The sequence below is a fragment of the Pseudomonas svalbardensis genome, from assembly GCF_030053115.1.
In the GTDB taxonomy this organism is placed as follows: domain Bacteria; phylum Pseudomonadota; class Gammaproteobacteria; order Pseudomonadales; family Pseudomonadaceae; genus Aquipseudomonas; species Aquipseudomonas svalbardensis.
In genome coordinates this window covers 2699381-2723452 of the sequence record NZ_CP125619.1, presented here as the reverse complement: position 1 = coordinate 2723452, position 24072 = coordinate 2699381, and the positions used below count along the sequence as shown (strand labels likewise).

At 57.5% G+C, this 24072-nt stretch carries 35 protein-coding genes and 1 tRNA gene; 22 read left to right on the top strand and 14 right to left on the bottom strand.

Going from position 1 to position 24072, the window contains the following annotated elements:
* Nucleotides 1-5: 5 nt before the first annotated feature.
* Nucleotides 6-1025, top strand: a complete 1020-nt coding sequence (locus QFX16_RS12560; RefSeq protein ID WP_283184161.1) for a DNA-binding protein — start codon at nt 6-8, stop codon at nt 1023-1025.
* Here QFX16_RS12560 and gorA read toward each other — a convergent pair.
* Nucleotides 1022-2380 carry a glutathione-disulfide reductase gene (gene gorA / locus QFX16_RS12555; RefSeq protein WP_283184160.1) on the bottom strand — a complete coding sequence of 453 codons (1359 nt, stop codon included), beginning with the start codon at nt 2378-2380 and terminating at the stop codon, nt 1022-1024. The genes QFX16_RS12560 and gorA overlap by 4 nt on opposite strands.
* Nucleotides 2381-2510: 130 nt before the next feature.
* Complete coding sequence (gene galU / locus QFX16_RS12550) at nt 2511-3350, bottom strand: UTP--glucose-1-phosphate uridylyltransferase GalU (protein WP_282375774.1); 840 nt, start codon at nt 3348-3350, stop codon at nt 2511-2513.
* 266 nt (nt 3351-3616) lie between these two features.
* On the opposite strand from galU, the gene QFX16_RS12545 reads away from it, so the two are divergent.
* Entirely contained in the window at nt 3617-3808 is a 192-nt protein-coding gene (locus QFX16_RS12545; protein ID WP_283184159.1) for a hypothetical protein, read from the top strand.
* 139 nt (nt 3809-3947) lie between these two features.
* Nucleotides 3948-4229, top strand: coding sequence for a hypothetical protein (locus QFX16_RS12540; protein ID WP_283184158.1), 282 nt, complete (start codon nt 3948-3950; stop codon nt 4227-4229).
* A 10-nt stretch (nt 4230-4239) separates the two neighbouring features.
* Here QFX16_RS12540 and QFX16_RS12535 read toward each other — a convergent pair whose 3' ends face one another.
* Complete coding sequence (locus QFX16_RS12535) at nt 4240-4470, bottom strand: hypothetical protein (RefSeq protein WP_283184157.1); 231 nt, start codon at nt 4468-4470, stop codon at nt 4240-4242.
* A gap of 72 nt (nt 4471-4542) precedes the next feature.
* The gene (locus tag QFX16_RS12530; protein WP_283184156.1) at nt 4543-4899 is read right to left on the bottom strand and encodes a hypothetical protein; all 357 of its coding nucleotides are present in this window, start codon (nt 4897-4899) and stop codon (nt 4543-4545) included.
* Nucleotides 4900-5111: 212 nt separating this feature from the next.
* Here QFX16_RS12530 and QFX16_RS12525 point away from each other — a divergent pair, with 212 nt between their 5' ends.
* From QFX16_RS12525 to ada, 6 genes are all read left to right on the top strand, one after another.
* Nucleotides 5112-5414 carry a DUF1883 domain-containing protein gene (locus QFX16_RS12525; RefSeq protein ID WP_283184155.1) on the top strand — a complete coding sequence of 101 codons (303 nt, stop codon included), beginning with the start codon at nt 5112-5114 and terminating at the stop codon, nt 5412-5414.
* A gap of 29 nt (nt 5415-5443) precedes the next feature.
* Nucleotides 5444-5620 (top strand): hypothetical protein, encoded by a 177-nt coding sequence (locus QFX16_RS12520; RefSeq protein WP_283184154.1) that lies wholly within the window; start codon nt 5444-5446, stop codon nt 5618-5620.
* A 126-nt stretch (nt 5621-5746) separates the two neighbouring features.
* The gene (locus tag QFX16_RS12515; RefSeq protein ID WP_283184153.1) at nt 5747-6253 is read left to right on the top strand and encodes a methylated-DNA--[protein]-cysteine S-methyltransferase; all 507 of its coding nucleotides are present in this window, start codon (nt 5747-5749) and stop codon (nt 6251-6253) included.
* Complete coding sequence (locus QFX16_RS12510; RefSeq protein WP_283184152.1) at nt 6250-6954, top strand: 2OG-Fe(II) oxygenase; 705 nt, start codon at nt 6250-6252, stop codon at nt 6952-6954. The genes QFX16_RS12515 and QFX16_RS12510 overlap by 4 nt, the downstream gene beginning before the upstream one ends.
* Nucleotides 6944-7624 carry a DNA oxidative demethylase AlkB gene (gene alkB / locus QFX16_RS12505; protein ID WP_283184151.1) on the top strand — a complete coding sequence of 227 codons (681 nt, stop codon included), beginning with the start codon at nt 6944-6946 and terminating at the stop codon, nt 7622-7624. Before QFX16_RS12510 ends, alkB begins: the two co-directional genes overlap by 11 nt.
* A gap of 87 nt (nt 7625-7711) precedes the next feature.
* Nucleotides 7712-8785 carry a bifunctional DNA-binding transcriptional regulator/O6-methylguanine-DNA methyltransferase Ada gene (ada, locus tag QFX16_RS12500; RefSeq protein ID WP_283184559.1) on the top strand — a complete coding sequence of 358 codons (1074 nt, stop codon included), beginning with the start codon at nt 7712-7714 and terminating at the stop codon, nt 8783-8785.
* Here ada and QFX16_RS12495 read toward each other — a convergent pair.
* Nucleotides 8749-9237 carry a GyrI-like domain-containing protein gene (locus QFX16_RS12495; RefSeq protein ID WP_283184150.1) on the bottom strand — a complete coding sequence of 163 codons (489 nt, stop codon included), beginning with the start codon at nt 9235-9237 and terminating at the stop codon, nt 8749-8751. The two genes, ada and QFX16_RS12495, sit on opposite strands and share 37 nt — an antisense overlap.
* Before the next feature lie 52 nt (nt 9238-9289).
* The gene (gene acuI / locus QFX16_RS12490; protein ID WP_283184149.1) at nt 9290-10273 is read right to left on the bottom strand and encodes an acrylyl-CoA reductase (NADPH); all 984 of its coding nucleotides are present in this window, start codon (nt 10271-10273) and stop codon (nt 9290-9292) included.
* A gap of 194 nt (nt 10274-10467) precedes the next feature.
* Here acuI and QFX16_RS12485 point away from each other — a divergent pair, with 194 nt between their 5' ends.
* The 8 genes from QFX16_RS12485 to QFX16_RS12450 all read left to right on the top strand — a co-directional run bounded on the left by QFX16_RS12485 (nt 10468) and on the right by QFX16_RS12450 (nt 16588).
* Entirely contained in the window at nt 10468-11532 is a 1065-nt protein-coding gene (locus QFX16_RS12485) for an NAD(P)H-dependent flavin oxidoreductase (RefSeq protein WP_283184148.1), read from the top strand.
* Nucleotides 11533-11699: 167 nt separating this feature from the next.
* On the top strand, nt 11700-12467 hold the full coding sequence (modA, locus tag QFX16_RS12480) for a molybdate ABC transporter substrate-binding protein (RefSeq protein WP_283184147.1): 768 nt from the start codon (nt 11700-11702) through the stop codon (nt 12465-12467).
* A complete protein-coding gene (gene modB, locus QFX16_RS12475; protein ID WP_283184146.1) occupies nt 12468-13148 on the top strand; it encodes a molybdate ABC transporter permease subunit in 681 nt (226 codons plus the stop codon).
* A gap of 3 nt (nt 13149-13151) precedes the next feature.
* Nucleotides 13152-14231: a molybdenum ABC transporter ATP-binding protein gene (gene modC, locus QFX16_RS12470; RefSeq protein WP_283184145.1), complete on the top strand. Its 1080-nt coding sequence runs from the start codon at nt 13152-13154 to the stop codon at nt 14229-14231.
* Nucleotides 14232-14306: 75 nt separating this feature from the next.
* On the top strand, nt 14307-15347 hold the full coding sequence (locus QFX16_RS12465) for a DNA topoisomerase IB (protein ID WP_283184144.1): 1041 nt from the start codon (nt 14307-14309) through the stop codon (nt 15345-15347).
* Nucleotides 15348-15419: 72 nt separating this feature from the next.
* Complete coding sequence (locus QFX16_RS12460; protein ID WP_046047413.1) at nt 15420-15641, top strand: hypothetical protein; 222 nt, start codon at nt 15420-15422, stop codon at nt 15639-15641.
* A 126-nt stretch (nt 15642-15767) separates the two neighbouring features.
* On the top strand, nt 15768-15998 hold the full coding sequence (locus QFX16_RS12455; RefSeq protein ID WP_007946177.1) for a hypothetical protein: 231 nt from the start codon (nt 15768-15770) through the stop codon (nt 15996-15998).
* Nucleotides 15999-16303: 305 nt separating this feature from the next.
* Nucleotides 16304-16588: a hypothetical protein gene (locus QFX16_RS12450; RefSeq protein ID WP_046047412.1), complete on the top strand. Its 285-nt coding sequence runs from the start codon at nt 16304-16306 to the stop codon at nt 16586-16588.
* Here the strand turns inward: QFX16_RS12450 and QFX16_RS12445 are convergent.
* Nucleotides 16585-17271 carry a TetR/AcrR family transcriptional regulator gene (locus QFX16_RS12445; protein WP_283184143.1) on the bottom strand — a complete coding sequence of 229 codons (687 nt, stop codon included), beginning with the start codon at nt 17269-17271 and terminating at the stop codon, nt 16585-16587. The two genes, QFX16_RS12450 and QFX16_RS12445, sit on opposite strands and share 4 nt — an antisense overlap.
* A 169-nt stretch (nt 17272-17440) precedes the next feature.
* Here QFX16_RS12445 and QFX16_RS12440 point away from each other — a divergent pair, with 169 nt between their 5' ends.
* Nucleotides 17441-18277, top strand: a complete 837-nt coding sequence (locus QFX16_RS12440; protein WP_283184142.1) for an NAD(P)H-binding protein — start codon at nt 17441-17443, stop codon at nt 18275-18277.
* Between the two features lie 163 nt (nt 18278-18440).
* The gene (locus QFX16_RS12435; RefSeq protein ID WP_283184141.1) at nt 18441-18650 is read left to right on the top strand and encodes a hypothetical protein; all 210 of its coding nucleotides are present in this window, start codon (nt 18441-18443) and stop codon (nt 18648-18650) included.
* Between the two features lie 104 nt (nt 18651-18754).
* On the opposite strand, the gene QFX16_RS12430 is transcribed toward QFX16_RS12435, so the two are convergent.
* On the bottom strand, nt 18755-18970 hold the full coding sequence (locus tag QFX16_RS12430; protein ID WP_283184140.1) for a hypothetical protein: 216 nt from the start codon (nt 18968-18970) through the stop codon (nt 18755-18757).
* A gap of 82 nt (nt 18971-19052) precedes the next feature.
* Nucleotides 19053-19130: transfer RNA gene (locus tag QFX16_RS12425), tRNA-OTHER, on the bottom strand.
* A 467-nt stretch (nt 19131-19597) separates the two neighbouring features.
* Between QFX16_RS12425 and QFX16_RS12420 the strand changes: the two genes are divergently transcribed.
* From QFX16_RS12420 to QFX16_RS12410, 3 genes are all read left to right on the top strand, one after another.
* Complete coding sequence (locus tag QFX16_RS12420; protein WP_283184139.1) at nt 19598-19948, top strand: hypothetical protein; 351 nt, start codon at nt 19598-19600, stop codon at nt 19946-19948.
* Between the two features lie 28 nt (nt 19949-19976).
* Entirely contained in the window at nt 19977-20690 is a 714-nt protein-coding gene (locus QFX16_RS12415; RefSeq protein WP_283184558.1) for an SOS response-associated peptidase family protein, read from the top strand.
* Nucleotides 20691-20872: 182 nt separating this feature from the next.
* The gene (locus tag QFX16_RS12410) at nt 20873-21229 is read left to right on the top strand and encodes a hypothetical protein (protein ID WP_283184138.1); all 357 of its coding nucleotides are present in this window, start codon (nt 20873-20875) and stop codon (nt 21227-21229) included.
* Between the two features lie 106 nt (nt 21230-21335).
* Here the strand turns inward: QFX16_RS12410 and QFX16_RS12405 are convergent, their stop codons facing one another.
* The 5 genes from QFX16_RS12405 to QFX16_RS12385 all read right to left on the bottom strand — a co-directional run bounded on the left by QFX16_RS12405 (nt 21336) and on the right by QFX16_RS12385 (nt 24068).
* Nucleotides 21336-21662, bottom strand: a complete 327-nt coding sequence (locus tag QFX16_RS12405; protein ID WP_283184137.1) for a hypothetical protein — start codon at nt 21660-21662, stop codon at nt 21336-21338.
* A gap of 81 nt (nt 21663-21743) precedes the next feature.
* The gene (locus tag QFX16_RS12400) at nt 21744-22169 is read right to left on the bottom strand and encodes a cell wall hydrolase (protein WP_283184136.1); all 426 of its coding nucleotides are present in this window, start codon (nt 22167-22169) and stop codon (nt 21744-21746) included.
* Between the two features lie 62 nt (nt 22170-22231).
* Complete coding sequence (locus tag QFX16_RS12395; RefSeq protein WP_283184135.1) at nt 22232-22597, bottom strand: phage tail protein; 366 nt, start codon at nt 22595-22597, stop codon at nt 22232-22234.
* The gene (locus tag QFX16_RS12390; protein WP_283184134.1) at nt 22594-22929 is read right to left on the bottom strand and encodes a hypothetical protein; all 336 of its coding nucleotides are present in this window, start codon (nt 22927-22929) and stop codon (nt 22594-22596) included. The genes QFX16_RS12395 and QFX16_RS12390 overlap by 4 nt, the downstream gene beginning before the upstream one ends.
* A complete protein-coding gene (locus tag QFX16_RS12385) occupies nt 22929-24068 on the bottom strand; it encodes a phage tail protein (RefSeq protein WP_283184133.1) in 1140 nt (379 codons plus the stop codon). The genes QFX16_RS12390 and QFX16_RS12385 overlap by 1 nt, the downstream gene beginning before the upstream one ends.
* Nucleotides 24069-24072: the final 4 nt, after the last annotated feature.

Below are 24072 nucleotides of genomic sequence, written 5' to 3'. Positions count from 1 at the left end.
AACTCATGGCTCGTGGCGGTGTAAACAAAGCAGTGGTCCAGGCAGCACGCTTGGCAATTTTGGCTCGCGGCGAAAACCCAAGCATTGATGCGGTACGGATCGAAATGGGCAACACGGGCTCGAAAACCACTATCCACCGCTATTTGAAGGAGTTGGATGGCGGCAGCGAGCGCGTCGAAACGCCTTCTGAGCCCATTGATGATGAGCTGGCAGGCTTGGTCTCACGCTTGGCGCAACGCCTCAAGGAACAGGCGCAAGAATCCATCGATCAGGCCCGCGAGCAGTTCGATCAGCAAAAAAAACAGTTGGATACGCACCTGCATGAAGCCCAGCAGGCCAATACGCAATTGCAGCAGCAATACGAGATTCAAAGCCTGGCCCTGACTCAAGAGTCCGAGGCCCTGCTAGAAACCCGCGCCATGCTGCAGACCGAGCAAACCCGCAACGCCGGACTTAACCAGGCATTGGCCGATTTCGAATTACGCCTGCAAGACAAGGACGAGCAGATTCGCTCCCTAGAAGAGAAACACCTGCATGCTCGCGACGCACTGGAACATTATCGCAACGCTGTCAAAGAACAGCGTGAGCAGGAACAACGTCGCCACGAAGGCCAGGTGCAGCAGATTCAGATGGAGTTGCGTCAGGCGCAGCAAAGCGCATTGGTACGCCAGGATGAGATCACGCAACTGCATCGCGACAACGAGCGTTTGTTGACGGAGAACCGTGGCACCCTGAGAGAGTTAAGCCTGCTACAGGATCAACTCAAGCAAACCAACGCTCGACAGGATCAGTTGCTGGAACAGGTCAACCGTATCGACAGCGAACGCACCCTCCTCCAGGAACGCTTGCGTGCTGCCCTGCTGGAAAGTCATTCGCTGAAGCAGAGCGTCGACGAGCAGTCGCAGATAAATAAAGCGCTGGAAATTGAGTTGCTCAAGACTCAAGCGAGTCTGGATGAGAGCGTGCGCCTGGCGGCCGTCATTGCGACAGCGCCAGACGCATCAGAGCCCCAAAAGGACGATTAACCCGCAACCGGCGTGCGCATGGTGACGAACTCTTCGGCGGCAGTTGGGTGCACGCCGATGGTTTCATCGAAATCGCGCTTGGAGGCACCCGCTTTCAAGGCGATCGCCAAGCCCTGCACAATTTCCCCAGCCTCCGGACCGACCATGTGACAACCCAGAACCTTGTCGGTCTTGGCGTCCACCACCAACTTCATCAAGGTGCGCTCCTGGCATTCGGTCAGGGTCAGTTTCATTGGACGGAAGCGGCTTTCGAAGATCACCACATCGTGACCGGCCTCCCGGGCCTCTTCCTCGGTGAAACCGACCGTGCCGATGTTCGGCAAGCTAAATACCGCAGTCGGGATCATCTTGTAATCGACCGGGCGATACTGCTCAGGCTTGAACAAACGTCGCGCCACAGCCATGCCTTCCGCCAACGCCACCGGCGTCAGCTGAACCCGACCGATCACATCGCCAAGCGCCAGGATCGACGGTTCAGCCGTCTGATACTGCTCGTCGACCTCGACGAAACCTTTCTTGTCGAGTTTGACCCCGGTGTTTTCCAGCCCAAGATTGTCGAGCATCGGACGGCGACCGGTGGCGTAGAACACACAATCCGCCTCCAGCTCACGGCCGTCCTTGAGGGTCACCTTCAGACTGCCATCGGACTGCTTGTCGATACGCTCGATGTCGGCGTTGAATTGCAGGTCCAGACCGCGCTTGGTCAGCTCTTCCTGCAGGTGTTTGCGCACGGCACCGTCGAAGCCGCGCAGAAACAGCTCACCGCGATAAAGCAACGTGGTCTCGGCGCCCAGACCGTGGAAGATCCCGGCGAATTCGACGGCGATGTAACCACCGCCTACCACCAGAACGCGCTTGGGCAGCTCTTTGAGGAAGAACGCCTGGTTGGAACTGATTGCATGCTCATGCCCCGAAATTTCTGGAATCTGTGGCCATCCACCGGTAGCAATCAGGATGTTTTTGGCGGTGTAGCGCTCGCCATTGATCTCGACCTGGTGCGGATCAACGATTTTGGCGTGGCCTTCATGCAAGGTCACACCACTGTTAACCAGCAGATTGCGATAGATACCGTTCAGGCGATTGATCTCGCGATCCTTGTTGGCGATCAGCGTCGCCCAATCGAACTTCGCTTCGCCCGGCGTCCAGCCAAAACCTTGCGACTGCTCGAAGTCTTCGGCGAAATGCGCGCCGTAGACCAGCAGCTTCTTCGGCACACAGCCGACATTCACACAGGTGCCACCCAGGTAGCGGCTCTCCGCCACTGCTACTTTCGCGCCAAAACCGGCAGCAAAACGCGCAGCCCGCACGCCGCCGGAACCGGCACCAATCACATAAAGGTCAAAATCGTAGGCCATTTTCAATCTCCTCGGCAGTCCACAAGCATACCCGCAGACGTCCGCTGGGCAAGCGCTTCAATCGATATGGGGACGGAAAATGAAAAAGCCACCCGAAGGTGGCTTTTCAATACAATTGGGTCAGAGGCTATCAGTAAGCCTTGCCAGTCTTGTAGAAGTTCTCGAAGCAGAAGTTGGTGGCCTCGATGTAGCCTTCAGCGCCACCGCAGTCAAAACGCTGGCCCTTGAACTTGTAGGCAATCACGCAACCGTTTTTCGCCTGCTTCATCAGGGCGTCGGTGATTTGAATCTCGCCACCTTTGCCTGGCTCGGTTTGTTTGATCAGCTCGAAAATATCCGGCGTCAGGATGTAACGACCGATGATCGCCAGGTTCGACGGTGCGTCTTCCGGGGCTGGTTTTTCGACCATGTTGCGAACGCGGTACAAATCATCAGCGATCAGCTCGCCGGAGATCACGCCGTACTTGTTGGTTTCCTGCGGATCCACTTCCTGGATCGCAACGATGGTGCATCGATACTGCTCGTACAGCTTGACCATCTGGGTCAGGACGCCGTCGCCTTCGAGGTTGACGCACAAGTCGTCCGCCAGCACTACCGCGAACGGTTCGTCGCCGATCAACGGGCGGCCAGTCAGAATGGCGTGGCCCAGGCCTTTCATTTCGGTCTGGCGAGTGTAGGAGAACGAGCACTCGTCCAACAGTTTGCGGATGCCGACCAGGTATTTTTCCTTGTCGGTACCTTTGATCTGGTTTTCCAGCTCGTAGCTGATGTCGAAGTGGTCTTCCAGAGCGCGTTTGCCGCGACCGGTAACGATGGAAATTTCGGTCAACCCAGCGTCAAGTGCTTCTTCGACGCCGTACTGGATCAGTGGCTTGTTTACCACCGGCAGCATTTCTTTGGGCATGGCTTTAGTCGCTGGCAGGAAGCGAGTACCGTAACCGGCTGCTGGGAACAAGCATTTCTTGATCATAAAAGTCCTTGATAGGGCTGTGTGTACGAGTTTCGGCGCAGTCTAATCAGGCGGCACGCACCTTACAATGCCCCGCACTGGCTAACCGATGCCATCATAGAGAAATATTCTCGCGGATAGTTCCCGAGATAGCTCCGCAGCCTTTATAGATAGCACAGACCATCAGATCTGCACGGCCGCGAATCGCACAACCCTACACCATCAGCACCCGTTGAGTGCATTTGGCGCTATCATTGCGCGATTGAACCAGCCAACGAGGCAGATAGATGTCGGTAGCAAAAAGTGTCAACGGGTTCCTGATCAATCAGGCGAAAGACGGCCAGTGGTGGATATTCAACTTCGGCGGCGGCGAGGAGATCGCCGGTCCTTTCCCGACCGAAGCGAAGGCGATTGAAGTGGCATCCGTATTGGAGCTCGAACACCCAGAACCGAAGCGTCGCGGCAAGGACAAGTCCTGATAAGCACCGGACGCGACCCAAGCCCTGCCTCGCGCAGGGTTTTTTTGTGATTGCCTGCAACCAAGTGGCCATTCGCTATAACCTTTTGATGCCTGCGCTGTCACAGGCTCAGCCCCTTCATCCTGACGACGACAACGACATGAATAAATTTTTGCCCCTGATCGCGGCACTGGCCCTGAGCGGCTGCGCCACTTCGGAAACGACTTACCTGAACAACGGCGAGCAAGGCCTGGCCATCGACTGTTCCGGGGAAGCCAATTCCTGGGCGACCTGCTACGAAAAAGCCGATGCCTCTTGCGCCGGCACCGGCTATCGAATCGTCGGTACCGACGGAACACCTTCGACCAAGGAAAGCGACAAGACCCTGGGTGTCGACGTCGGCAACTACAAGAACCGCAGCGTCGTGGTGGCCTGCAAGTAAGACCCCTGCCCTACATGTGAATTTCGGCGAACTTGATCCCGAGACCGCGCACCGTCTCGATCAAATCATCGAGGCTACTGAAGGATTCGACTTCATCGTTTTCATCCACCAGAAAATAACTACGCCCGGCGCTTTTCTTGAAAAACACGATCCATTCGCCCGAATTCGCCGGATTCTGAATCACGTGGGTGGCAGAGATGTGACCCTCTGCATGGCACTCCCGTACCTGCTCTCGCTTCATGCTCGACTCCAGAAATGACAACGCCGCCAAAGCGCTGCTTTGGCGGCATCGGTACTGACGGGCGACAGTCTATCAGCCGGAAATGCACGCCGTAGCGGCATTGCGTACATCCATGGGGCGCAACGGCACATTGGAAATGCGCTCATGCAGCTTGATGCTGCTGCCAGTGGAGCGGTCTTCGATATCAAATACCGCGGCCGGCCCCGAGGAGAACTTTTGCGGCACGATGACTCGCATTCCGTCCTTGTGTGGCTCGACTTGCAGGGCTCCCCGGCTGCTGGCCAGCTTTTCGGTCAGGCATTGCGCGTATTCATGAGGCTTCTTGCCTGAAATCACGCTCATGGTCGGCAGAGACTCATTGATCTCCGAGACACTCGCACAACCACTCATCGCTATCGCCATAGGCAGGAACATCACCCCCCACTTCATACAACACCTCCGATAAAGACACTCCGACAGTACAAATGCTGTTTTTCTCCGAGGCTTGCTGCGTTTATCGCTCATAGAATTCCGTATAACTGTTTTTAATTGTCAAAGCAGACCTCGACGACCGGATAATAACCCGTTCGGGCTGATAAACTGCGCCAATCGCACATGCTATCGTTTTGATTTTGTAGAAAAAGCCCTTCTGGAGGCGCCTCATGAAATTTATCCACCAGCGCGAGCACCTCAACGAAGACGACATCGTCGTCATTCAATGCTCCCAAACATGCAATATCCGCTTGATGAACGACGCCAATTTCCGCAGCTTCAAGAATGGCGGCCGCCACACTTACCATGGTGGAGCCTTCGACACTTTCCCAGCCCGGATTACTGCACCGAGCACCGGTTTCTGGAATATCACCATCGACACGGTCAACCGCCGGCCGATCAGCGTGACTCGCAATCCGACCCTGACTCACACCATCAAGATCATCCGCCGCTCCAGCACGAAACTGAGCTGAGTGACACCCAAACACCAAGACAAGCAGGTATGACAGTGGCCCAAACGACCAAGTACGTCATCAAATACAAACTTAATGGTGAGCGTCGCTTCGAATTTGCCCAGCTTGAAAACGGCACCGAAGAAGAAGCCAAGGCCGCGCTGGACGTCATTCATGGCCAGGGCGACGACGTCATCAGCGAGATAAGCGTCAGCAAAGCGTTGTAACGGGATCCGGAGCGACAACATGGACGTCTGCTCCTGCCTCTGGAATTCAACCGCAAGCGCCGGAGTGTTAACGAAGTCCCCGCTCCCTAGACTGGCCACCTCAACCTTCGGTTAAGGAGTCAGAACATGTCTACTTCCTCGATTCGCTTCATCAGCGGCACTTCCAGCCTTGGCGTCTTGCTACTCGCGTTCAGCGCCGAGGGATTGTGTGCGTTGCTGCTCGGCGATGACCTGGCCACGCTGGAAGGCGATCTTGCGCAGCGTTTCCCCGGAAAACAAACACCGCAGCGCGATGAGGGCTTGATGCCTGCGCTGGAGCAAACCCTGCGCTACCTCGAAGACCCGCGCTCCGCCCTGGATTTGCCGCTGGATCTGACAGGCAGCGTGTTTCAACGGCGAGTCTGGAATGCCCTGCGGCAAATACCGCTGGGTGAAACCGCCAGCTACCAGGACATCGCGCGACAACTGGGGCAACCCACGGCTTTTCGGGCGGTGGCCAATGCCTGCGGAGCGAACCCGTTGGCGGTTATCGTGCCGTGTCATCGAGTGCTGCGTCAGGATGGCAGCCTCGGCGGCTACCGTTGGGGGCTGGAGCGTAAACGGCAACTGCTGGATCGTGAGGCGCAACGATGAGCGAGCGCTCTCTCGATGGGCTGGACTGGGAAGCGCTGGAACAGCAACTCGATCAGGATGGCTGCGCGATCATCAGGTCGCTTTTAAGCCACGAGACGTGCGATGAAATCAGCGCTCTGTATGCCCGCCCCGAACCGTTTCGCTCGCAAGTGGTCATGGCTCGTCACGGCTTTGGCCGTGGCGAGTACAAATACTTCAAATACCCGTTGCCAGATGTCGTCACCCGTTTGCGCAGTACGCTCTATCCTCGATTGGTGCCGATAGCCAATCGCTGGTACGAGCGCATGGACCTGCCGACCCGTTTCCCTGAAACGCACGAAGCGTTCCTCGAACGCTGCCATGCCGCCGGTCAGGAACGCCCGACGCCGTTGTTGCTGCAATATGGACCGCAGGACTACAACTGCTTGCATCAAGACCTGTACGGCGAACACGTCTTCCCGCTGCAAGTGGCGATTCTGCTGTCAGAGCCGGACGACGACTTCACCGGCGGCGAGTTCGTGCTGACGGAACAGCGCCCACGGATGCAGTCGCGCCCCCAGGTCATTGGCCTGAAGAAAGGTGACGCGCTGATCTTTGCCGTCAACCAACGGCCGGTCAAAGGCGTTCGTGGCTATTACCGAGTCACCCTGCGCCACGGAGTGAGTCGCCTGCACAGCGGAAAACGGCATACCCTTGGAATCATCTTTCACGATGCGTTATGACCCCATGAACCCGATCACCTTCGACTTGTTTGCCGACGCGGAACCCGAGCAGCAACCCAGGCTCGATCGTATCGGCGAACAGTCCTGCGTCCTCAGAGGCTTTGCCCTGCCCTGGCTGGATCAGTTGCTGCCCGCACTGGACGCAGTTCTGGCGGTGGCACCGTTTCGGCAGATGATCACGCCCGGGGGCTTTACCATGTCTGTCGCCTTGAGCAGTTGCGGCGTGCTGGGCTGGACCACCGACCGCAGCGGTTACCGTTATACCCGCAATGATCCGCTGACCGGGAAACCCTGGCCGAAAATGCCCGAGGTGTTTCTCGAATTGGCACAAGCGGCGGCGCGGGAAGCAGGGTTCGCGGATTTCGTGCCTGATTCCTGCCTGATCAACCGTTACGTTCCCGGGGCCAAGATGTCGTTGCACCAGGACAAAGACGAAGTTTCCTACGCGGCGCCCATCGTTTCAGTGTCCCTGGGATTACCGGCGATGTTCCTGTTCGGCGGCTTCGAACGCAGCGATAAAAGCCAGCGGGTGCCGCTGCTCCATGGCGACATCGTGGTCTGGGGTGGCGTGGATCGTTTGCGTTATCACGGGGTCTTGCCGATCAAGGACGGCCAACACCCGCGACTGGGCGAACAACGGATCAACTTCACCTTTCGTACCGCCGGATGAAGCCTTCGAATTCGACCGCAAGACCCGGGGTGCAGCGACCCCGTCGGCTGGTTAATCTGCATGAAACGGATCAACGGACATGAAGCCATGACAAGCCATTCGACAAAGATTGCCACCGAGAACGATCCGCGCTGGGCCGCCGTCGTCGCGCGTGATCCCCGGGCAGACGGACAGTTTGTGTATGCGGTGAAAACCACCGGCATTTACTGCCGCCCCAGCAGCCTGGCGCGTTTGCCGAAACCGCAGAACGTCGAGTTCTTCGACACGGCCGTGCAGGCCCAGGCAGCGGGTTATCGCCCAAGCAAACGAGCCGCGAAGGATCAAAGCGACGTCGCCGCGCAACATGCCGCGACGGTGGCCGCCGCTTGCCGCCAGATCGAAACCGCGGAGAATCTGCCTGTCCTGAGCGAACTGGCTGTTGCTGCGGGTCTCAGTAGCTTTCACTTCCATCGGGTGTTCAAAGCGGTGACCGGTCTGACGCCCAAGGGTTACGCTGCGGCCCATCGTTCACGCAGGGTCCGTGAGCGCCTCGCGGACGGAGACTCGGTGACCGACGCGCTGTATGACGCCGGTTTCAACTCCAACAGCCGTTTCTATGAAGCCGCCGATCAGCTATTGGGCATGAAGCCCGGTGAATACCGCGCCGCTGGTCAGAACAACGACATTCGTTTTGCCGTCGGCCAGTGTTCCCTGGGGGCGATTCTGGTGGCGCAGAGTGAACGGGGTGTTTGCGCGATCCTGTTGGGCGATGACCCGCACCAACTGGTCTGCGATCTGCAGGACAAGTTTCGACGGGCGAATCTGATTGGCGCCGATCACACGTTCGAGCAACTGATCGCCAAGGTTGTTGGTTTTATCGAAGCGCCGGCCCTGGGCCTGGACTTGCCGCTGGATGTTCGCGGCACCGCTTTTCAAGAACGGGTGTGGCAAGCCCTGCGGGAGATTCCCGCCGGTTGCACCGCCAGCTACGCCGATATCGCTCAACGAATCGGCGCGCCAAAAGCGATGCGCGCCGTGGCTCAAGCCTGCGGCGCGAACAACCTGGCGGTGGCGATTCCGTGCCACCGCGTGGTGCGCAGCGACGGCAACCTGTCGGGCTATCGCTGGGGTGTGGAGCGCAAGAGTCAGTTGCTTGAGCGCGAAAACCCGTCTGAGTCCTGAATGCCGATATAGACCGACACTGAATCCGGGCTGGTATAGACCTCGAAGTCTGTGGCGAACGTGCGGCAAATCTGCGGGTTGTCCTTAAAGTAGGCCCAGATCAGGCCCCACGTCTGAATGACGCTGTCTGGCATCGCCCCTTTGGCGCTGAACACCAGGTATTCGCCTCCCTCCACCTGAACCTGCGGAAAGTCCTCGGAGGGCGCGGTGACCGCCACCCCCGCGATCACATCGAAGTGGCCCGAAGCGTCGGACTCGTAGTTGGAATAGACGCCATACACAAAAGAATCCGGTTGCTTGTGGGCGATCTTGTCGAAGATTTCCTCAACGAAGAATTGTTCCCACATAGGGCCGATGCGCGCAGTGTCTGCTTGCTGCTCTGCGGCATTGCAGGTGCGCACTTGCAGGCCCGAGACGCTAAAGGGCCGCACTTCACGCTGTTTTACATCCATGGTTGATAGTCCTTGTCTCTGTCGTTTGTCTGTTTGATTGGCGGTGAGACAGTCAACGATTGACGTCGACCACTACCCGCCCACGCAATTGACCGGCGAGCAATCGCGATGCAGCCTCGATCACTTCGCTCAAGCCGATTTCGTGGCTGATCAGCGGCAACAAGGTGAAATCCAGATCCTTGGCCAGCCGACTCCAGGCCAGTATCCGCTTGGCTTTGGGCTGAGTCACGCTGTTGATCCCGGCCAGGGTCACGCCGCGCAAAATGAACGGTGCGACTGAAGCCGGGAAATCCATGCCTTGCGCCAGGCCACACGCGGCGACAGTGCCGTTGGCCTTCGTGCTGGCACAGGCATTGGCCAACGTGTGGCTGCCGACCGAGTCGATGACCGCAGCCCAACGCTCCTTGGCCAAGGGTTTGCCCGGCTCGGATAGCGTGGCGCGGTCGATGATTTCGCTGGCGCCGAGTTGCTTGAGGTAATCGTGTTCGGAGGTGCGACCGGTAGACACGACCACCCGATAGCCGAGCTTGCTCAACAGTGCGATGGCGAAACTGCCTACACCGCCATTGGCGCCGGTGACCAACACTTCGCCCTGCTCGGGCGTCACACCATTATGTTCCAGCGCCAGGATGCTCAGCATCGCCGTGTAACCCGCCGTACCGATGGCCATCGCTTGCGCCGTGGTGAATACCTTGGGTAGCGGAATCAACCAGTCGCCATTCAAGCGAGCCTTCTGCGCCAGTCCGCCCCAATGCCCTTCGCCAACACCCCAGCCATTGAGTACGACCTGATCACCGACTTTGTAGTCTGGATGCCCACTGACTGCGACAGTACCTGCCAGATCGATCCCCGGCACCATCGGGAATTTTCGCACCACCGGGCTGCTGCCGGTGATCGCCAGGCCATCCTTGAAGTTCAGCGTGCTGTACGCCACACGCACCGTCACATCGCCCTCGGGCAGTTGATCGTCATTGATCTCTTGCAGTGTGGCCCGGTAACCGCTGTCGTCTTTGTCGATCAAAATGCCTTGGAACATTGCTGCCTCCAGATGAAATCACTCAGTTGTCGTGCAGTTGAAATAACGCACAGCAACATTTCACCGTACTCGACTTTAAGCCAAGAGTGACAGACGAAACGAAAACTCGGCTGGCCTTATGTCAGTCATAGCTGATACAAAAACGGTCCTACCGTCCCTTCCCTGCCCTGTTATGACGTCGGAGAACCCTTCAAATGAGCAAATGGCCAGACACCCGCATTCTTGACCTGCTTGGCATTGAGCTGCCGATCATCCAGGCGCCCATGGCCGGCGCGAACGGTTCGGCCATGGTTATCGCAGCCAGCAACGTCGGCGGCCTGGGCTCGATGCCGGCCGCCATGTTGAGCATCGATCAGTTGCGCGAGGAGCTGAAAACGATTCGCCAACACACTCAGCGCCCGATTAACGTCAACTACTTCTGCCATCAGTCACCCGTCGCCGATGAGCAACGCGCTCGAGACTGGAAGAATCTGCTGGAACCCTACTACCGGGAACTTGGCGTGGACTTCGACGCGCCGACGCAGGTGTCCAATCGAGCGCCGTTCGATAGCGCGGCCTGCGAAGTGATTGAAGAATTTCGTCCCGAAGTCGTGAGCTTCCACTTCGGCCTGCCGGAAAAATCTCTGCTGGATCGCGTGAAAGCCACTGGGGCGAAAGTGATTTCCTCGGCCACCACCGTCGAAGAGGCGATCTGGCTCGAACAACAGGGTTGTGACGCGATCATCGCCATGGGGTACGAAGCCGGTGGCCATCGAGGCATGTTTCTCAGTGATGATTTGAGCAGCCAAGTGGGCCTCTTTGCACTGGTGCCGCAGATCGTCGATGCGGTGAAAGTGCCGGTGATCGCTGCCGGGGGGATTGCCGATGCACGAGGCGTCGCGGCGGCTTTCCTGTTGGGGGCTTCAGCGGTGCAAGTGGGCACGGCGTACTTGTTCACGCCAGAGGCCAAGGTCAGCGCTTCTCATCACAAGGCGTTGCGCACGGCCAAGGAAAGTGAAACTGCCGTCACTAACATTTTCACCGGCCGTCCGGCGCGCGGCATTCTCAATCGGGTGATGCGCGAACTCGGGCCAATGAGCGCCAAAGCACCGGCCTTCCCGCTGGCGGGTGGTGCGCTGATGCCGTTGCGGGCCAAGGGAGAAGCGGATTTCAGCAATCTCTGGGCGGGTCAGGCATTCACGCTGGGCGTTGAAATGACCACGGGTGAACTGACCCGACGCCTGGCTGAGGAAGGATTGGCCAAGTTGGTTCGTCGGTAACGCACATCCGTGTAGCAGCTGGCGCAGCCTGCGTTCGGCAGCTGCAGGTTCATTCGTGGTCTCAACAACGCGCATCCAACACGTTCCGTTTGCAGGCATTTCGCTATATATTCCGCTATATAGCGTTTAACCCCCCTCGCTGCACTTGCCTACAACGGAGCCGTTTCATGACCAATCGTGCCTCACGTTTTGCCCCCACCTGCCTGGCAACCCTGCTTGCAGTGTTCGCTTTCGGGTCCGCCCAGGCGGACGAAGTCCAGGTTGCAGTCGCCGCCAACTTCACTGCACCGATTCAGGCGATCGCCGCCGATTTCGAAAAAGACACCGGGCATAAACTGATTACCTCCTTTGGTGCCACCGGCCAGTTCTACACCCAGATCAAGAACGGCGCACCGTTCGAAGTGTTCCTCTCTGCGGACGACACCACCCCGCAAAAACTCGAAACCGAAGGCGACACGGTGAAGGGCTCGCGCTTCACCTACGCCGTCGGCACCCTGGCGCTGTGGTCGGCGAAAGAAGGTTACGTCGATGCCAAGGGCAAAGTGCTGAGCGACAACCAGTATCAGCATCTGTCCATCGCCAACCCGAAAGCGGCGCCTTATGGTCTGGCCGCTACTCAGGTACTGGCCAAGCTGGGCCTGACCGACAAGGTCAAAGCCAAGATCGTTGAAGGCCAGAACATCACCCAGGCCTACCAGTTCGTCTCCACCGGCAACGCCGAACTTGGTTTTGTGGCCTTGTCGCAGATCTACAAAGACGGCAAAGTCACCGGCGGCTCGGCCTGGATCGTTCCGGCCGACATGCACGACCCGATCAAACAAGATGCGGTGATCCTCAACAAAGGCAAGGACAACCCGGCCGCCAAGGCGCTGGTTGACTACCTCAAAGGCCCAAAAGCCGCCGCAGTCATCAAATCCTACGGTTACCAACTCTAAATGACGCTATCGAGTGCCGACTTTTCCGCCATCTGGCTGACCCTGAAACTGGCGTCGCTGACGACGGTTATCCTGCTGGTCATCGGCACTCCGATTGCGTTATGGCTGTCGCGCACTCGCTCGTGGTTGCGCGGCCCGGTCGGGGCGATCGTCGCCTTGCCCCTGGTGCTGCCGCCGACAGTGATTGGCTTCTATCTGTTGCTGGCGCTCGGCCCTAACGGGTTTATCGGCCACTTCACCCAATCACTGGGGCTCGGCACCCTCACTTTCAGTTTTGCAGGGCTGGTGATCGGCTCAGTGCTTTACTCGATGCCGTTCGTGGTCCAGCCACTGCAAAATGCTTTTTCCGCCATTGGCACTCGCCCATTGGAGGTGGCCGCGACCTTACGCGCCAATCCCTGGGACACGTTTTTCAGCGTGATCCTGCCGCTGGCCCGCCCCGGTTTCATCACCGCTGCCATTCTCGGTTTCGCCCACACCGTGGGTGAATTCGGCGTGGTACTGATGATCGGTGGCAATATTCCCGACAAGACCCGCGTGGTCTCGGTGCAGATCTACGATCACGTCGAAGCCATGGAATACGCCCAGGCCCATTGGCTGGCCGGGGCGATGCTGGTGTTCTCCTTTGTTGTGTTGCTGGCGCTCTACTCCAGCCGTAAAACCAAAGCGGGCTGGAGCTGATCGATGATTCATACGCGTCTGAAACTGAGGTATTCAGGGTTCGCCCTGGAGGTGGATCTGCAATTGCCCGGCCGCGGCGTCACTGCACTTTACGGTCATTCCGGTTCGGGCAAGACCACCTGCCTGCGTTGCATCGCCGGCCTGGAGAAGGCCGAGCAGGGTTTCATCCAGGTCAACGATGAAGTCTGGCAGGACAGCGACAAGAAGATTTTCGTACCGCCACACAAACGTGCGCTGGGTTACGTCTTCCAGGAAGCCAGCCTGTTTCCCCATCTGTCGGTGCTGGCCAACCTGGAGTTCGGCCTCAAGCGCATTCCTCGTCAACAGCGCCGGGTTGACATGGCTCACGCGACCGAACTGCTCGGGATCGGCCATCTGCTGGATCGTCATCCGCAGCACCTTTCCGGCGGAGAACGCCAACGAGTCGGCATCGCCCGCGCCTTGCTTACCAGCCCGAAACTGCTGCTGATGGACGAGCCGCTGGCGGCATTGGATAGTCAGCGCAAAAACGAAATTCTGCCTTACCTGCAACGACTGCACGATGAGCTGGACATCCCGGTGCTGTATGTCAGCCACTCACAGGATGAAGTCGCGCGACTGGCCGATCACATCGTCTTGCTGAGTGCAGGCAAGGCGCTGGCCAGCGGCGCTATTGGCGAAACGCTGGCCCGTCTCGACCTGCCCTTGGCGCTGGGCGACGACGCCGGCGTGGTAATCGAGGGGCACGTCAGTGCCTATGACCCCGACTATCAGTTGCTGACCCTGCAACTGCCGAACACGACCCTGAACATTCGGGTGGCTCACTCACCGATGACCCTGGGCCAGGCGCTGCGCTGCAAGGTTCAGGCGCGGGATGTCAGCCTGAGCCTGCAAAGCGTCGAGCACAGCAGCATCCTCAATCGCCTGCCGGTCACCGTGATCAGTGAAATGGGCGCGGACAACGCCGCCCACGTGCTGATCCGTCTGGACGCTGGCGGCACACCGCTGCTGGCGCGGATCACCCGCTACTCCCGGGACCAATTGGGCGTGCACCCCGGCCAACAACTCTGGGCACAGATCAAGGCGGTGGCGGTGCTGGCATAAATCCGCTGGCACGACTGCAACAGCGTGCGGTCAATGGCTGTAACGGCCCCTGATCCGTCGCCAAGGACTACCGCCATGCCCGATATCGCGCTGCCCGATGCGCTGCCATCCGACCTGCATTACGTCGATGACACCCAGCCCGGCATCACCCGCAAGAAACTGCGCGACAAGTTCTGCTACTTCGACCCTGCGGGTCAGCGCATCACCGATCAAGATGAGATCAAACGCATCAACGCCCTCACCGTACCCCCGGCCTACACCGATGTGTGGATCTGCGCAGACCCGCGCGGCCATCTGCAAGCTACCGGTCGTGATGCCAGAGGTCGAAAGCAATACCGTTATCACCCACGCTGGCGAGAAGTGCGCGATGCCGACAAGTACTCACGCTTGCGGGACTTTGGGCTGGCGCTGCCGAAACTGCGCAAACAGCTTGAAGCACTGCTGGCGGCTCCCGGCTTCAGTCGCGACAAGGTCATGGCCACGGTCATCACCTTGCTCGATGCGACGCTGATCCGGGTCGGCAACACCCAGTACGCTCGGGACAACCGTTCCTACGGCCTGACCACCCTGCGCAACCGTCACGTCGAGGTCAACGGCAATGCGATCCTGTTCCAGTTCCGCGGCAAGAGCGGCGTCGAGCATCAAATCACCGTGAAAGACCGGCGCTTGGCGCGGATTATCAAACGCTGCCTGGAAATTCCCGGACAAAACCTGTTTCAGTACCTGGATGAAAACGGTGAGCGACATACCGTCAGTTCCTCCGACGTCAACGCCTACCTGCAAACACTCACCGGTGCCGACTTCACTGCCAAGGACTACCGCACCTGGGCCGGCAGCGCGTTGGCGTTGGCGGTTTTGCGGGACCTGCAGTGGGAGCCTGAGTCGGATGCAAAGCGGCATGTGGTGGAGATGGTCAAGAACGTCGCCAAACAACTGGGCAACACCCCGGCCGTCTGCCGCAAGTGCTACATCCACCCGGCGGTGCTCGATGGTTTTCTTTTGGGTGCGCTGGCTGAGCTGCCCAGACCGCGAGCTCGCAAAGGGCTCAGGGCAGAGGAAGTCGGGCTGGCGATGTTTTTGGAGATGAGGGTAACAATGGCTGAGGCGACGAACTGACCTGTCTATTTTTTGCACGATCGCAAATGGCTTCTATAGTTGTTGTGAACCTGAATTAGCTGCGGTGACGCCATGGAAGACATTTTCGTTGTGAAGCGTTGCAACAAGATCATCATCTATGGCCGCCGAGCCGGAGATACCAACCATCCACCACCCGATGCCGCCGTCTGGTATCGCATCGCCGATACTCGAACCCGTGGCTTCATCGGTGACGGTTTCGACCATGAAGAAGACGCCCGGCGTGAATGCCGGCAGCTGAATGCCAGGTCGCAAGTGACGGTCCGAGAAGGCTGATGCTACCTGCCTTTCACGGGTCTATACTGAAAAAAGCTGAAGGATTAGCGACCCCATCGGCAGACAGCTCGCTCCCCGCGGGCTTTTTGCTGCCAGTTACAGGTTTCTTGAACGGAGGTGTTTGCCATGTCCGAAAAAGAGTCCATCACCACTCTGCTCACCCTGCTCGACTCCCGTCAGGCTCGCCTGGCAGCGGCATGCAAGGAAATCGCCGACTGGGTCGATCATCAAGGCGGGCACCCGACGGCCCTCAGAATCCGTGATCGTCTGAACGACATCGAGAAGGACACGCCACTGATTCGCAATACGCTGTCGTCGCTCAAACCTGTCGACCCACCCCTGCCGCGGTTCAGATGATTCGATCTGGACATCCTCAAGGACACGGCCTGATTCAGGACGCATGAACGGCGACCTTATCGTCACCGGGTGCGTCCTTGCCTGAGCGCTTCCTGCTACATCCCCAACCCAGCCTGGCGCTGGGCTTTTTTATTACTGCGCAGTCTATTTCACACTGTGTTCACAACTCACGCCCTACAGTGACCGGACTCCTTTGAAGAATCCCCCTGGCCCGCCCGCATGCGGGCCTTTTTTTGCCCATTACGCAGGCGAACGTCACCGTACTCTGGAGGTCAAACGATTACACGTCACGAAGGAGGCGTCTGATGGTTACTCACTTCAAAGTCGGCGGGCATCTGGCCTGCGGTCACAAAGGCAGCAAGCTCGTTTCAACCAGCGAACTTACCCGGGTGAAATGCAGAAGCTGCCGCAACACCGACGCGTTCAAGGATGCGCGCAAAGACCAGCGCAACGCTGCACGCCGCGCCGCACGCAAAGCCAAAGTTACGCATACAGCCAATGACTGGCGCGCGGCTTGGGTCGAACGGCTCACCGCCATGGAAGGACTGCAACGATTGCCTCGTGGTTTCACCGGTCAGCCTTTCGTTTAGCTGACAGCATCAGCGGCAGAATCGAATTCACTCGATCCGGCCGCTGGCGCCATGATTTCCAGCAACGACATGCGCTTGAAGGCTTGGACCAGACCACTCCCCTCCTCGGGTGCACATGAGATGGCCAGCCGCATGGTCGCCTCCCCCAGATGCCAGATCAGAAACGCAGATTCCCGAACCCGCAACGCATCGCTGTCGGGGAATACCCGAAGCATCGCGTCGGCCAACAACCCGCCCGCAATACGACTCTCCTGTAGTTCCAACTCCATGAGCTGTTTGTCTGCCTGCATCCCGGACCAGATATCACGCATCGCCGGTGTAGCAAAAACGATCTCGTAATACTGATCGAGCAGCGCCGAATAGGCTGCTTGCAAGCCTTGCGCGTCCTCGACTGCACCCAACGCCTCTTCGATACAGCGACGGCTTTCTGCGTTATAGCGCTCGGCCAGCATCCGAATCACCGAACTCTTGTCGGGAAAGTATTGATAAAGCGATCCGATCGATATCTCTGAACGCTCGGCAATTTCACTCATTTTTAATTGATCGCTGCCCTTGGTCGCGATCAATTGAATCGCCACGGCCAGAATTCGCTCCTGACGCTCTCGACTGCGTTTTTGCGTGGGGTTGCGCCGAGTCGGCTCTGAAACAAGCGGCTCGAGCACCTCAGGAATTTTCTTGGGCATGGGTGCACTTCCCGTTCAATAAACATGACATAGGCTCACCTTAGCACCGCTCAACAGGTATCTTCCATACGTCGGTTTCCAGGGTTCTGTCGGTTGACGGCATAAGGTGAGGGTTTATCATCTTTTAAACATGAGTATCACTCACATTAACCAGATGGAGATGAACGCGATGAAAACCACTCAAGAAAACATCCTGATTCTCGGCGCGACTGGTAAAACCGGTCGGCGAATTGCCCAACGAATGGAAACTGCCGGCCTGCCTGTCCGCCTGGGTTCCCGTATGGCGACCCCACCCTTCGACTGGGAAGATCGAGCTACCTGGGAAGCTTCGCTTGATGGCATTCACGCGGTCTACCTCTCCTTTCAACCAGACCTCGCCGTCCCCGGCGCGCTCGAAACGGTTCAGGCATTCACCGATCAGGCAGTCAAAAGCGGTGTCAGCAAACTGGTGCTGCTATCGGGGCGCGGCGAGGTCGAAGCAGAACAGGCCGAACGCGTCATCCAGAACAGTGGAGTCGACTGGACAATCCTGCGGGCCAGCTGGTTCTTTCAGAATTTCAGCGATGCGCACTTCCTGGGACCTATCCTTCAAGGGGAACTGGCCCTCCCCGTTGGTCATATCGCAGAGCCCTTCATCGATGCGGAAGACATCGCCGAGATCGCGGTCGAGGCGCTGACCAAACCAGGGCACTCAGGTCAACTCTATGAACTGACGGGCCCACGAGCACTGACATTTGCCGAAGCCGTCGATGAAATCGCCCGTGCGACAAAACGCGAAATCCGTTTCGCCGCAGTGCCGCCCGAGGCTTATCGTCAGGCGTTGGAACAGGAAGAACTTCCCGCACAACTGATCGACCTGGTGCTGTATCTCTTCACTACCGTGCTTGATGGCCGCAATACACCAGTTGCCAATGGCGTGCAGCGTGCGCTGGGTCGGCCGGCGCGGGACTTTTCCGACTATGTTCGGCGCACGGCTGCTTCTGGCGTCTGGGCAAATGAGGGATGAAATCGAAGCAGCGTGCGCTTTCGATTGGGGTAACGGGTGTGTGTTAGTTAGAAGCCCCTGGCACCCTGCCATTTTTTGGCGGCAAACAGATTTCTCGACTAGGGTTCTATCGAATCGAAATGGCGCCGGCTGCGTTGGCGGGCCTTGATCAAGGAGGAGACAGATGACACCTATTCGTATTGCTGAGAAAACCTATCGCACCTGGTCCAGCCCAATCTTGCTTGAACTCAAGGAGAGAGAGGACCAGCTAGACGCTGCAGCCCGCCAGGCCCTTCAAAATGTCTTGGTCGAGAGAAGGCTTGTCAATACCGGCAACCCTTCTGGCGAAGATCGACGCAGCGCCAATCCAGGGGCTAGCGGCCGGGATCAATAACTGCCGCGGGCTAAAAAACAGCAAGTCAGAAACAAAAAGGGTTTGCATCAGCTTTCGCTCGCAAACCCTTGGTTTCAGATGGCACCACAACGACAAACACCGGATCAATTCTTGGGGGAGGACTTGGACGAGCGATAAAAGAACCATAAACGATTGACCAGGATGAAGAGCACTACCGGGCCAGCCATAACCGCCAATCCTTCAAAAAAGCCTTCAACGATCCCGGAATTCTCAAGCCTTGTCCCGACCATGATGGACAAGAAGGTCACAACAACCAGCCAAATCGCAGCTTTACCCCGGATGACGAAAGAGTCTTTCATAGCGTTATCTCAAATCCTTTTGAATCACCAGAAACAAACAAGGGTTTGCATTAGCTTTCGCCCGCAAACCCTTGATTTTAAATGGTGCCCGAAGCCGGAATCGAACCGGCACGCCCTTACGAGCGGGGGATTTTAAGTCCCAAGGGAAAATCAATCAGGCTGCGCCTTTCAATAGGTTTTCTGGGCCGCAATCAGGCAAAAAAGGATGCCATGCAGTCCAATGTTTCTGCATACCTCTAAATGATTGCGGCCCGGAAAAACCCATGTTCAAAGCGAAAAAATGGTCGCTCAGCACGAGTCGAAATCAACCCGCATTATGCCAATTATGCATACTACCACGCGCTCTACCGGTATCGCCTCGCCCCCTAGCACCCCATGCTTGCAGGGGCGCTGAAAAGCTTTACGGAACAGTCCTTTGGAACGGCGCCCACTGCAATCGATGCCGTACCGTGACTAACCGTGTTTTACGAATCCCCGCAAAAGTCCCTACAGGCTTTCGACGAGAAAGTCCCTGTCTCCCGGCGTCCTGCCGATCGCACACCACCCAAAATCCAACAGTTCGTCGCCTCACCCTCGCCCGATCATGTCCGCCTCGATTACTGTATATCCGAACAGTACCAATAAGGCATGACCGTGGAACCCTATGACATCGAAGACACCAGCGACTGGCTTGGATGCCCGACCGAACTGGAAACCATCACCCATTACAAACTGATGCTGGAAAACGAAGTCCAGGAATTGAATCTACAACTGCGTACCGCTCGGGAGAACATCTTCGGCCTGGTGCAAATGTACGACGAAGCCTCAGCGCAACGTGACGTAGCAATGAGCAATCTTCGGGAGCGATCCGGGCAGCTCGCAAGTGTCCGCAAGGAACTGTACGACCTCGACATAGCAGCGAGAGGCTACAAGCGGGAAGCTGACCGGTTGCGCGGAATACTGGATGGCCTTACCCCTGGCTCAAAAACCATCATCTAAGCTCAGTATTCAGCCGGAGGGTTCAACCATGTGCGGACGACTTTCCCAGTACCGAGGCATTCACGACTTTGTCGCGGCGCTCAGCATTCCCAACGCATTGATCAACTATGCCGGCGACCAGCCTTTCGAGCGCTATAACGCCGCACCAACCACTCAGCTTGCCCTCTTTCACCAAGAAGGTCAGTTTCTGCGCGCTGACATGGTTCGGTGGGGCTGGCGCCCGCACTGGGCGAAAGACCGCGCCGCGCCGATCAATGCTCGAGTCGAGAAAGTAGCCCATGGACCGTTCTTCAAAGCCATCTGGCCTCATCGGGCGATCATCGCCATCGACAACTGGTTTGAATGGGTTTTTGAAGGCGGACCGAAGAAACAGCCCTACCTGATTCGCCACCGCGACCGGACGCCAATCCTTTGTGCCGCAATCGGTCAATATCCGATCGCCGAGCATGAACCGGGCGAGCATGACGGCTTCGTTATCATCACCGCCGACAGCGCCGGCGGTATGGTGGACATTCATGATCGCCGCCCGGTGGCGTTATCGCCGGAACTGGCCCGGGAATGGCTGGACCCGGCAACACCCAAGGAGCGCGCCGAGCAAATTGTATTGCTCCAAGGGGAGCCGACCGAGGCCTTCGAGTGGTTCAAGGTGGACCGCGCCATTGGCAATGTGCGTAATCAGGGACCTGAACTGATAGAGCCAAAAAGCGAGGTTACCGGCGGGGACTACAAGGGCAATGGTTAAGACGACGTTTTGCACGCCGTGAATCGATTCTTGGCGTCGGGGCACTATTGGCGACAACTCACTGAGTATGCTATTAAAACTGTCGCAATTTTGAGTTATCTGTAGAAACCCAAGCGATGGATCATCCCATCAATGCCGCCTTTACCATCTAGGAGCTGTGACAAGCTCAAGGACGAGAGATTGTGAGAATTGTTCCGCTGGCTTTTGCCTTATGCTGCCTGTGTGCCCAAGCTCAAGAGATTGAAATTGATGGCCCTCGCTTTGATGAAGGAAAGTATGTAATCGCGAATGTTGATAGAGATGGCACTCAAAGAACGGTAACCATTAAGCGAACCGGCCCCTATTTCACGACCTACATCAAGGAACGATACGATTGTTCGAATTCAACCTATCGACTGCTAGGGACAGGAACGACAAATGACAACATAATCGATGCTGGCTTAGACGAACCATGGTTTGGAGTATCTGCAGAAGACTGGCGTGTTGGATTGAAAAATTACGTTTGTTTGTCCACCTCTCAAACCACAGCATCAATGTGACAGAAAAACGGTGCCCGCTAGCGGAGCAACTTATGCACCTACTTAATACGCAGGCGGTGCGATCAATCCTCGATCGCACGTGTCAGTAATTCCCATAATTCGTTGATCATGCGCTGGGCACGCGGAGAGAAAATAAAGCCTCCCTGCACCACCACGACTGCGCATACAGGCAGCCGTCGATTTCTTCCAGGCCGCTAAGCGTGAAAGCGTTGGTCGCCATCCCTGACAATCGAGCATCCAGCAACGGTAGAAGCGGGACCGGATCGAGCGGCATGCTTGCCGGACGGATCTCGGCAATGTCGCTCGTCCGGTTGAGCTGCTCGCACATCTGGTTTCTGATGTTGATGTCACCGCGAATGCCAACCGTTTGCCGGATTTCCTTCCACTCTCGGGCGACCCCCTTCTCTCTCATGCGCGTAATAAGAAAGTACATGACCAACTCGATGCTGGATAAATAAACAGTATCGCAATGACGTATTCCAGCTTCAACGGCTCGCTGACGGACGACAGTCCTTCAGGGCACATCCTTGAAGAAGATGTGATGGCCGAGCTTCAGCGTCTGTCTCGCTCCCACAGCCCAGGCGGGCGCTTTCGGCATCGTGGTCGCGTAGTAGTGGGTCGCACCCCCAGTAGAATCAGGCTCTGCGCCAGACATCACCATGCCGGCTGCCTTTTGTGCCCTGACGAACTCAGCGGCAGGGATCGGCTTGCTCCCACAGAGGTACGGGTAATTCGGGTCGTTCTTGTTCCAGCAGCTGAACTGGTACGGCTTTTGGCACACGCCGGCGTAACCCTCACCCCACCACGACTTGGCTTTTCCATCGTTCACGCGGTTGCGAATGGTCCAGGCCACTGCGATCTGGCCACCGAGACTTTCCCCTCTGGCTTCCCCCCACAGCGTGCGCGCGAGGATGTCGCGGTCTTTCTCGGTAATAGTCATCACTTTTCTCCAGGCAAAAAAAATCCCGCTCGATGGCGGGTGCGTTGTGCTGCGTGGCGCGCTTACATCTGGTCGGCGGCCCGGGCGTCAGGGTCCGCAACGATCACGGGTATGGCTGGCTCGACCGGCCATACCGGCGCCTCGTACCAGGTCGGCTGGACAGTGACTTTGCCCAAGGCAAACTTGTAGGTCTTCCAGGCTTTCAGGTTCACCAGCAGCGCCGCCTGCTCAACCTCATCCTCTTCGGTCGCTTCGCCGGCATCAATGCCGTAACCAAGAGTCTCGGTACGATCTTGGATGCGGACGATCTGCCCCGCCGCCTTGAGGTTCTTGGTGGCCAGCTCGGCTTTGGCCTGGGTCAGTTGCGCCTCCTTGACGATGGCTTCCTTCATGGCTCTGGTGATCAGTTGGGTCCAGTCGATGTTCATGCGCGCTCCTCGGTGGTGTCTTCGGTCACGATGACGGGGGAAGGCGCCGGAAAGAGTACTGGTCCGTCCGGGACGTTCAATAGGGGCTGAGGGAATGCCTGGGCCTGGCTGAAGTTTGCCGGCAAAGGCAGAAACAAGGCCAGCTCCAGTTCTCCGTTGTTTTTATCAATCTGGCCGCTGAACCATTCAGACATAACCGCCGTTGCTGGCAGCGAGTCACCGTCGGCCATTGGTGAGAAGTCGAACACCTCACCATTGATCGTCAGGACATCGCCGTTTTTCGTCACTCCAAGCACATCATCACGGCGTTGCGGGGAAAGTTTAATAATCATCAGAACCACCTCCCAATAGCCAAATAGCGACAGTTGATGATGGATTGGGCGGCTGCCCCATTCCGAAACACTCGAGTGCCACTGTGAACAGCTTTTGCATTTACACCGGTGAACCCATAGATGTCGTTGCTGGCATTCGGCGCACCGGCGCACTCGAAGTAATAACTGGTGTTGATGAATAGCGCCGGAAACGTTGCAGTCGACGAGACGGTGGCCACCGCGCCGGCGGCAACGGCAAAGTCCGGCATCGGCCCCTGGCATATCAGCGTCCCGTCGGCGAACTTCGTGTAGGTGCCATTGGCATTGGTCGCCGTCTCAATAATTGCGCCTGTCGGGTTCCCGCCGGATTGGCTCACAGTCCCCAGCAAATCGAATACAGCGGCGGTTTTTAACGCGAGTGCGGCCCTCGCTGCGGCTGGGTTGTTGGCACCAGTGCCACCTTGCGCAACGCTTATCGGAGTGGTCAATCCGGACAACGAGGTAATGTCATTGTTTGCGCCAAGCACAGTATTCAACGACAACTTGAACCATCCTGACCACGTAGATGGACCTGTGCGCTTCTTCATAAACAGTGTTGGGTTTACCACACCTTCCTGTACTGCAATAAGAGTTGCCTCATTATCGTAACGTAATGGAATGATCGAGCACGGAAAACCCGTTACGACACTGTTCGTGTATGGCGCGACCAGCCTATATGTAACTCCAAGTGTTAACGCTAAGTGCGCATCACTTATATCAATAGGTGTCGCAAGACCCAATTCTGTCCTGGCAGCCGAGGCAGTGGTGCTACCGGTACCACCCTTGATGACCGGCAGCACTTCATAGTTGCCTGTCGTGCCCAGCATCGCCAGCTTGGTGCCGTAGGTGTTGACCAGGGCCCGCAATGCGTCTGCCGAATCCTTGACATAACCCTGCATGGGAGCCAGTGCGTAGACGCCAGCTGCATTGGTCGCGCCCTGATAGTTCGGCGAGATCGACAACGCGGTATCGCTAGCGATGTTGGTCACTTCATACCAGCCACCGTCCGGGCCACGGAAGGCATCGCCTACTCGGCTGTTGGCAATGAATGCGGTACCCGCGCCAATCACGGCGTTGGAATTTTGGGTGACAGAGGCCGTTCCTGATTTGTACCAGGGCATTGAG

Coding starts and splice junctions, on each gene's coding strand:
- QFX16_RS12560 (WP_283184161.1), top strand. CDS start 6: ATGGCTCGTGGCGGTGTAAACAAAGCAGTGGTCCAGGCAGCACGCTTG.
- gorA (WP_283184160.1), bottom strand. CDS start 2,380: ATGGCCTACGATTTTGACCTTTATGTGATTGGTGCCGGTTCCGGCGGC.
- galU (WP_282375774.1), bottom strand. CDS start 3,350: ATGATCAAGAAATGCTTGTTCCCAGCAGCCGGTTACGGTACTCGCTTC.
- QFX16_RS12545 (WP_283184159.1), top strand. CDS start 3,617: ATGTCGGTAGCAAAAAGTGTCAACGGGTTCCTGATCAATCAGGCGAAA.
- QFX16_RS12540 (WP_283184158.1), top strand. CDS start 3,948: ATGAATAAATTTTTGCCCCTGATCGCGGCACTGGCCCTGAGCGGCTGC.
- QFX16_RS12535 (WP_283184157.1), bottom strand. CDS start 4,470: ATGAAGCGAGAGCAGGTACGGGAGTGCCATGCAGAGGGTCACATCTCT.
- QFX16_RS12530 (WP_283184156.1), bottom strand. CDS start 4,899: ATGAAGTGGGGGGTGATGTTCCTGCCTATGGCGATAGCGATGAGTGGT.
- QFX16_RS12525 (WP_283184155.1), top strand. CDS start 5,112: ATGAAATTTATCCACCAGCGCGAGCACCTCAACGAAGACGACATCGTC.
- QFX16_RS12520 (WP_283184154.1), top strand. CDS start 5,444: ATGACAGTGGCCCAAACGACCAAGTACGTCATCAAATACAAACTTAAT.
- QFX16_RS12515 (WP_283184153.1), top strand. CDS start 5,747: ATGTCTACTTCCTCGATTCGCTTCATCAGCGGCACTTCCAGCCTTGGC.
- QFX16_RS12510 (WP_283184152.1), top strand. CDS start 6,250: ATGAGCGAGCGCTCTCTCGATGGGCTGGACTGGGAAGCGCTGGAACAG.
- alkB (WP_283184151.1), top strand. CDS start 6,944: ATGCGTTATGACCCCATGAACCCGATCACCTTCGACTTGTTTGCCGAC.
- ada (WP_283184559.1), top strand. CDS start 7,712: ATGACAAGCCATTCGACAAAGATTGCCACCGAGAACGATCCGCGCTGG.
- QFX16_RS12495 (WP_283184150.1), bottom strand. CDS start 9,237: ATGGATGTAAAACAGCGTGAAGTGCGGCCCTTTAGCGTCTCGGGCCTG.
- acuI (WP_283184149.1), bottom strand. CDS start 10,273: ATGTTCCAAGGCATTTTGATCGACAAAGACGACAGCGGTTACCGGGCC.
- QFX16_RS12485 (WP_283184148.1), top strand. CDS start 10,468: ATGAGCAAATGGCCAGACACCCGCATTCTTGACCTGCTTGGCATTGAG.
- modA (WP_283184147.1), top strand. CDS start 11,700: ATGACCAATCGTGCCTCACGTTTTGCCCCCACCTGCCTGGCAACCCTG.
- modB (WP_283184146.1), top strand. CDS start 12,468: ATGACGCTATCGAGTGCCGACTTTTCCGCCATCTGGCTGACCCTGAAA.
- modC (WP_283184145.1), top strand. CDS start 13,152: ATGATTCATACGCGTCTGAAACTGAGGTATTCAGGGTTCGCCCTGGAG.
- QFX16_RS12465 (WP_283184144.1), top strand. CDS start 14,307: ATGCCCGATATCGCGCTGCCCGATGCGCTGCCATCCGACCTGCATTAC.
- QFX16_RS12460 (WP_046047413.1), top strand. CDS start 15,420: ATGGAAGACATTTTCGTTGTGAAGCGTTGCAACAAGATCATCATCTAT.
- QFX16_RS12455 (WP_007946177.1), top strand. CDS start 15,768: ATGTCCGAAAAAGAGTCCATCACCACTCTGCTCACCCTGCTCGACTCC.
- QFX16_RS12450 (WP_046047412.1), top strand. CDS start 16,304: ATGGTTACTCACTTCAAAGTCGGCGGGCATCTGGCCTGCGGTCACAAA.
- QFX16_RS12445 (WP_283184143.1), bottom strand. CDS start 17,271: ATGCCCAAGAAAATTCCTGAGGTGCTCGAGCCGCTTGTTTCAGAGCCG.
- QFX16_RS12440 (WP_283184142.1), top strand. CDS start 17,441: ATGAAAACCACTCAAGAAAACATCCTGATTCTCGGCGCGACTGGTAAA.
- QFX16_RS12435 (WP_283184141.1), top strand. CDS start 18,441: ATGACACCTATTCGTATTGCTGAGAAAACCTATCGCACCTGGTCCAGC.
- QFX16_RS12430 (WP_283184140.1), bottom strand. CDS start 18,970: ATGAAAGACTCTTTCGTCATCCGGGGTAAAGCTGCGATTTGGCTGGTT.
- QFX16_RS12420 (WP_283184139.1), top strand. CDS start 19,598: ATGACCGTGGAACCCTATGACATCGAAGACACCAGCGACTGGCTTGGA.
- QFX16_RS12415 (WP_283184558.1), top strand. CDS start 19,977: ATGTGCGGACGACTTTCCCAGTACCGAGGCATTCACGACTTTGTCGCG.
- QFX16_RS12405 (WP_283184137.1), bottom strand. CDS start 21,662: ATGTACTTTCTTATTACGCGCATGAGAGAGAAGGGGGTCGCCCGAGAG.
- QFX16_RS12400 (WP_283184136.1), bottom strand. CDS start 22,169: ATGACTATTACCGAGAAAGACCGCGACATCCTCGCGCGCACGCTGTGG.
- QFX16_RS12395 (WP_283184135.1), bottom strand. CDS start 22,597: ATGAACATCGACTGGACCCAACTGATCACCAGAGCCATGAAGGAAGCC.
- QFX16_RS12390 (WP_283184134.1), bottom strand. CDS start 22,929: ATGATTATTAAACTTTCCCCGCAACGCCGTGATGATGTGCTTGGAGTG.
- QFX16_RS12385 (WP_283184133.1), bottom strand. CDS start 24,068: ATGCCCTGGTACAAATCAGGAACGGCCTCTGTCACCCAAAATTCCAAC.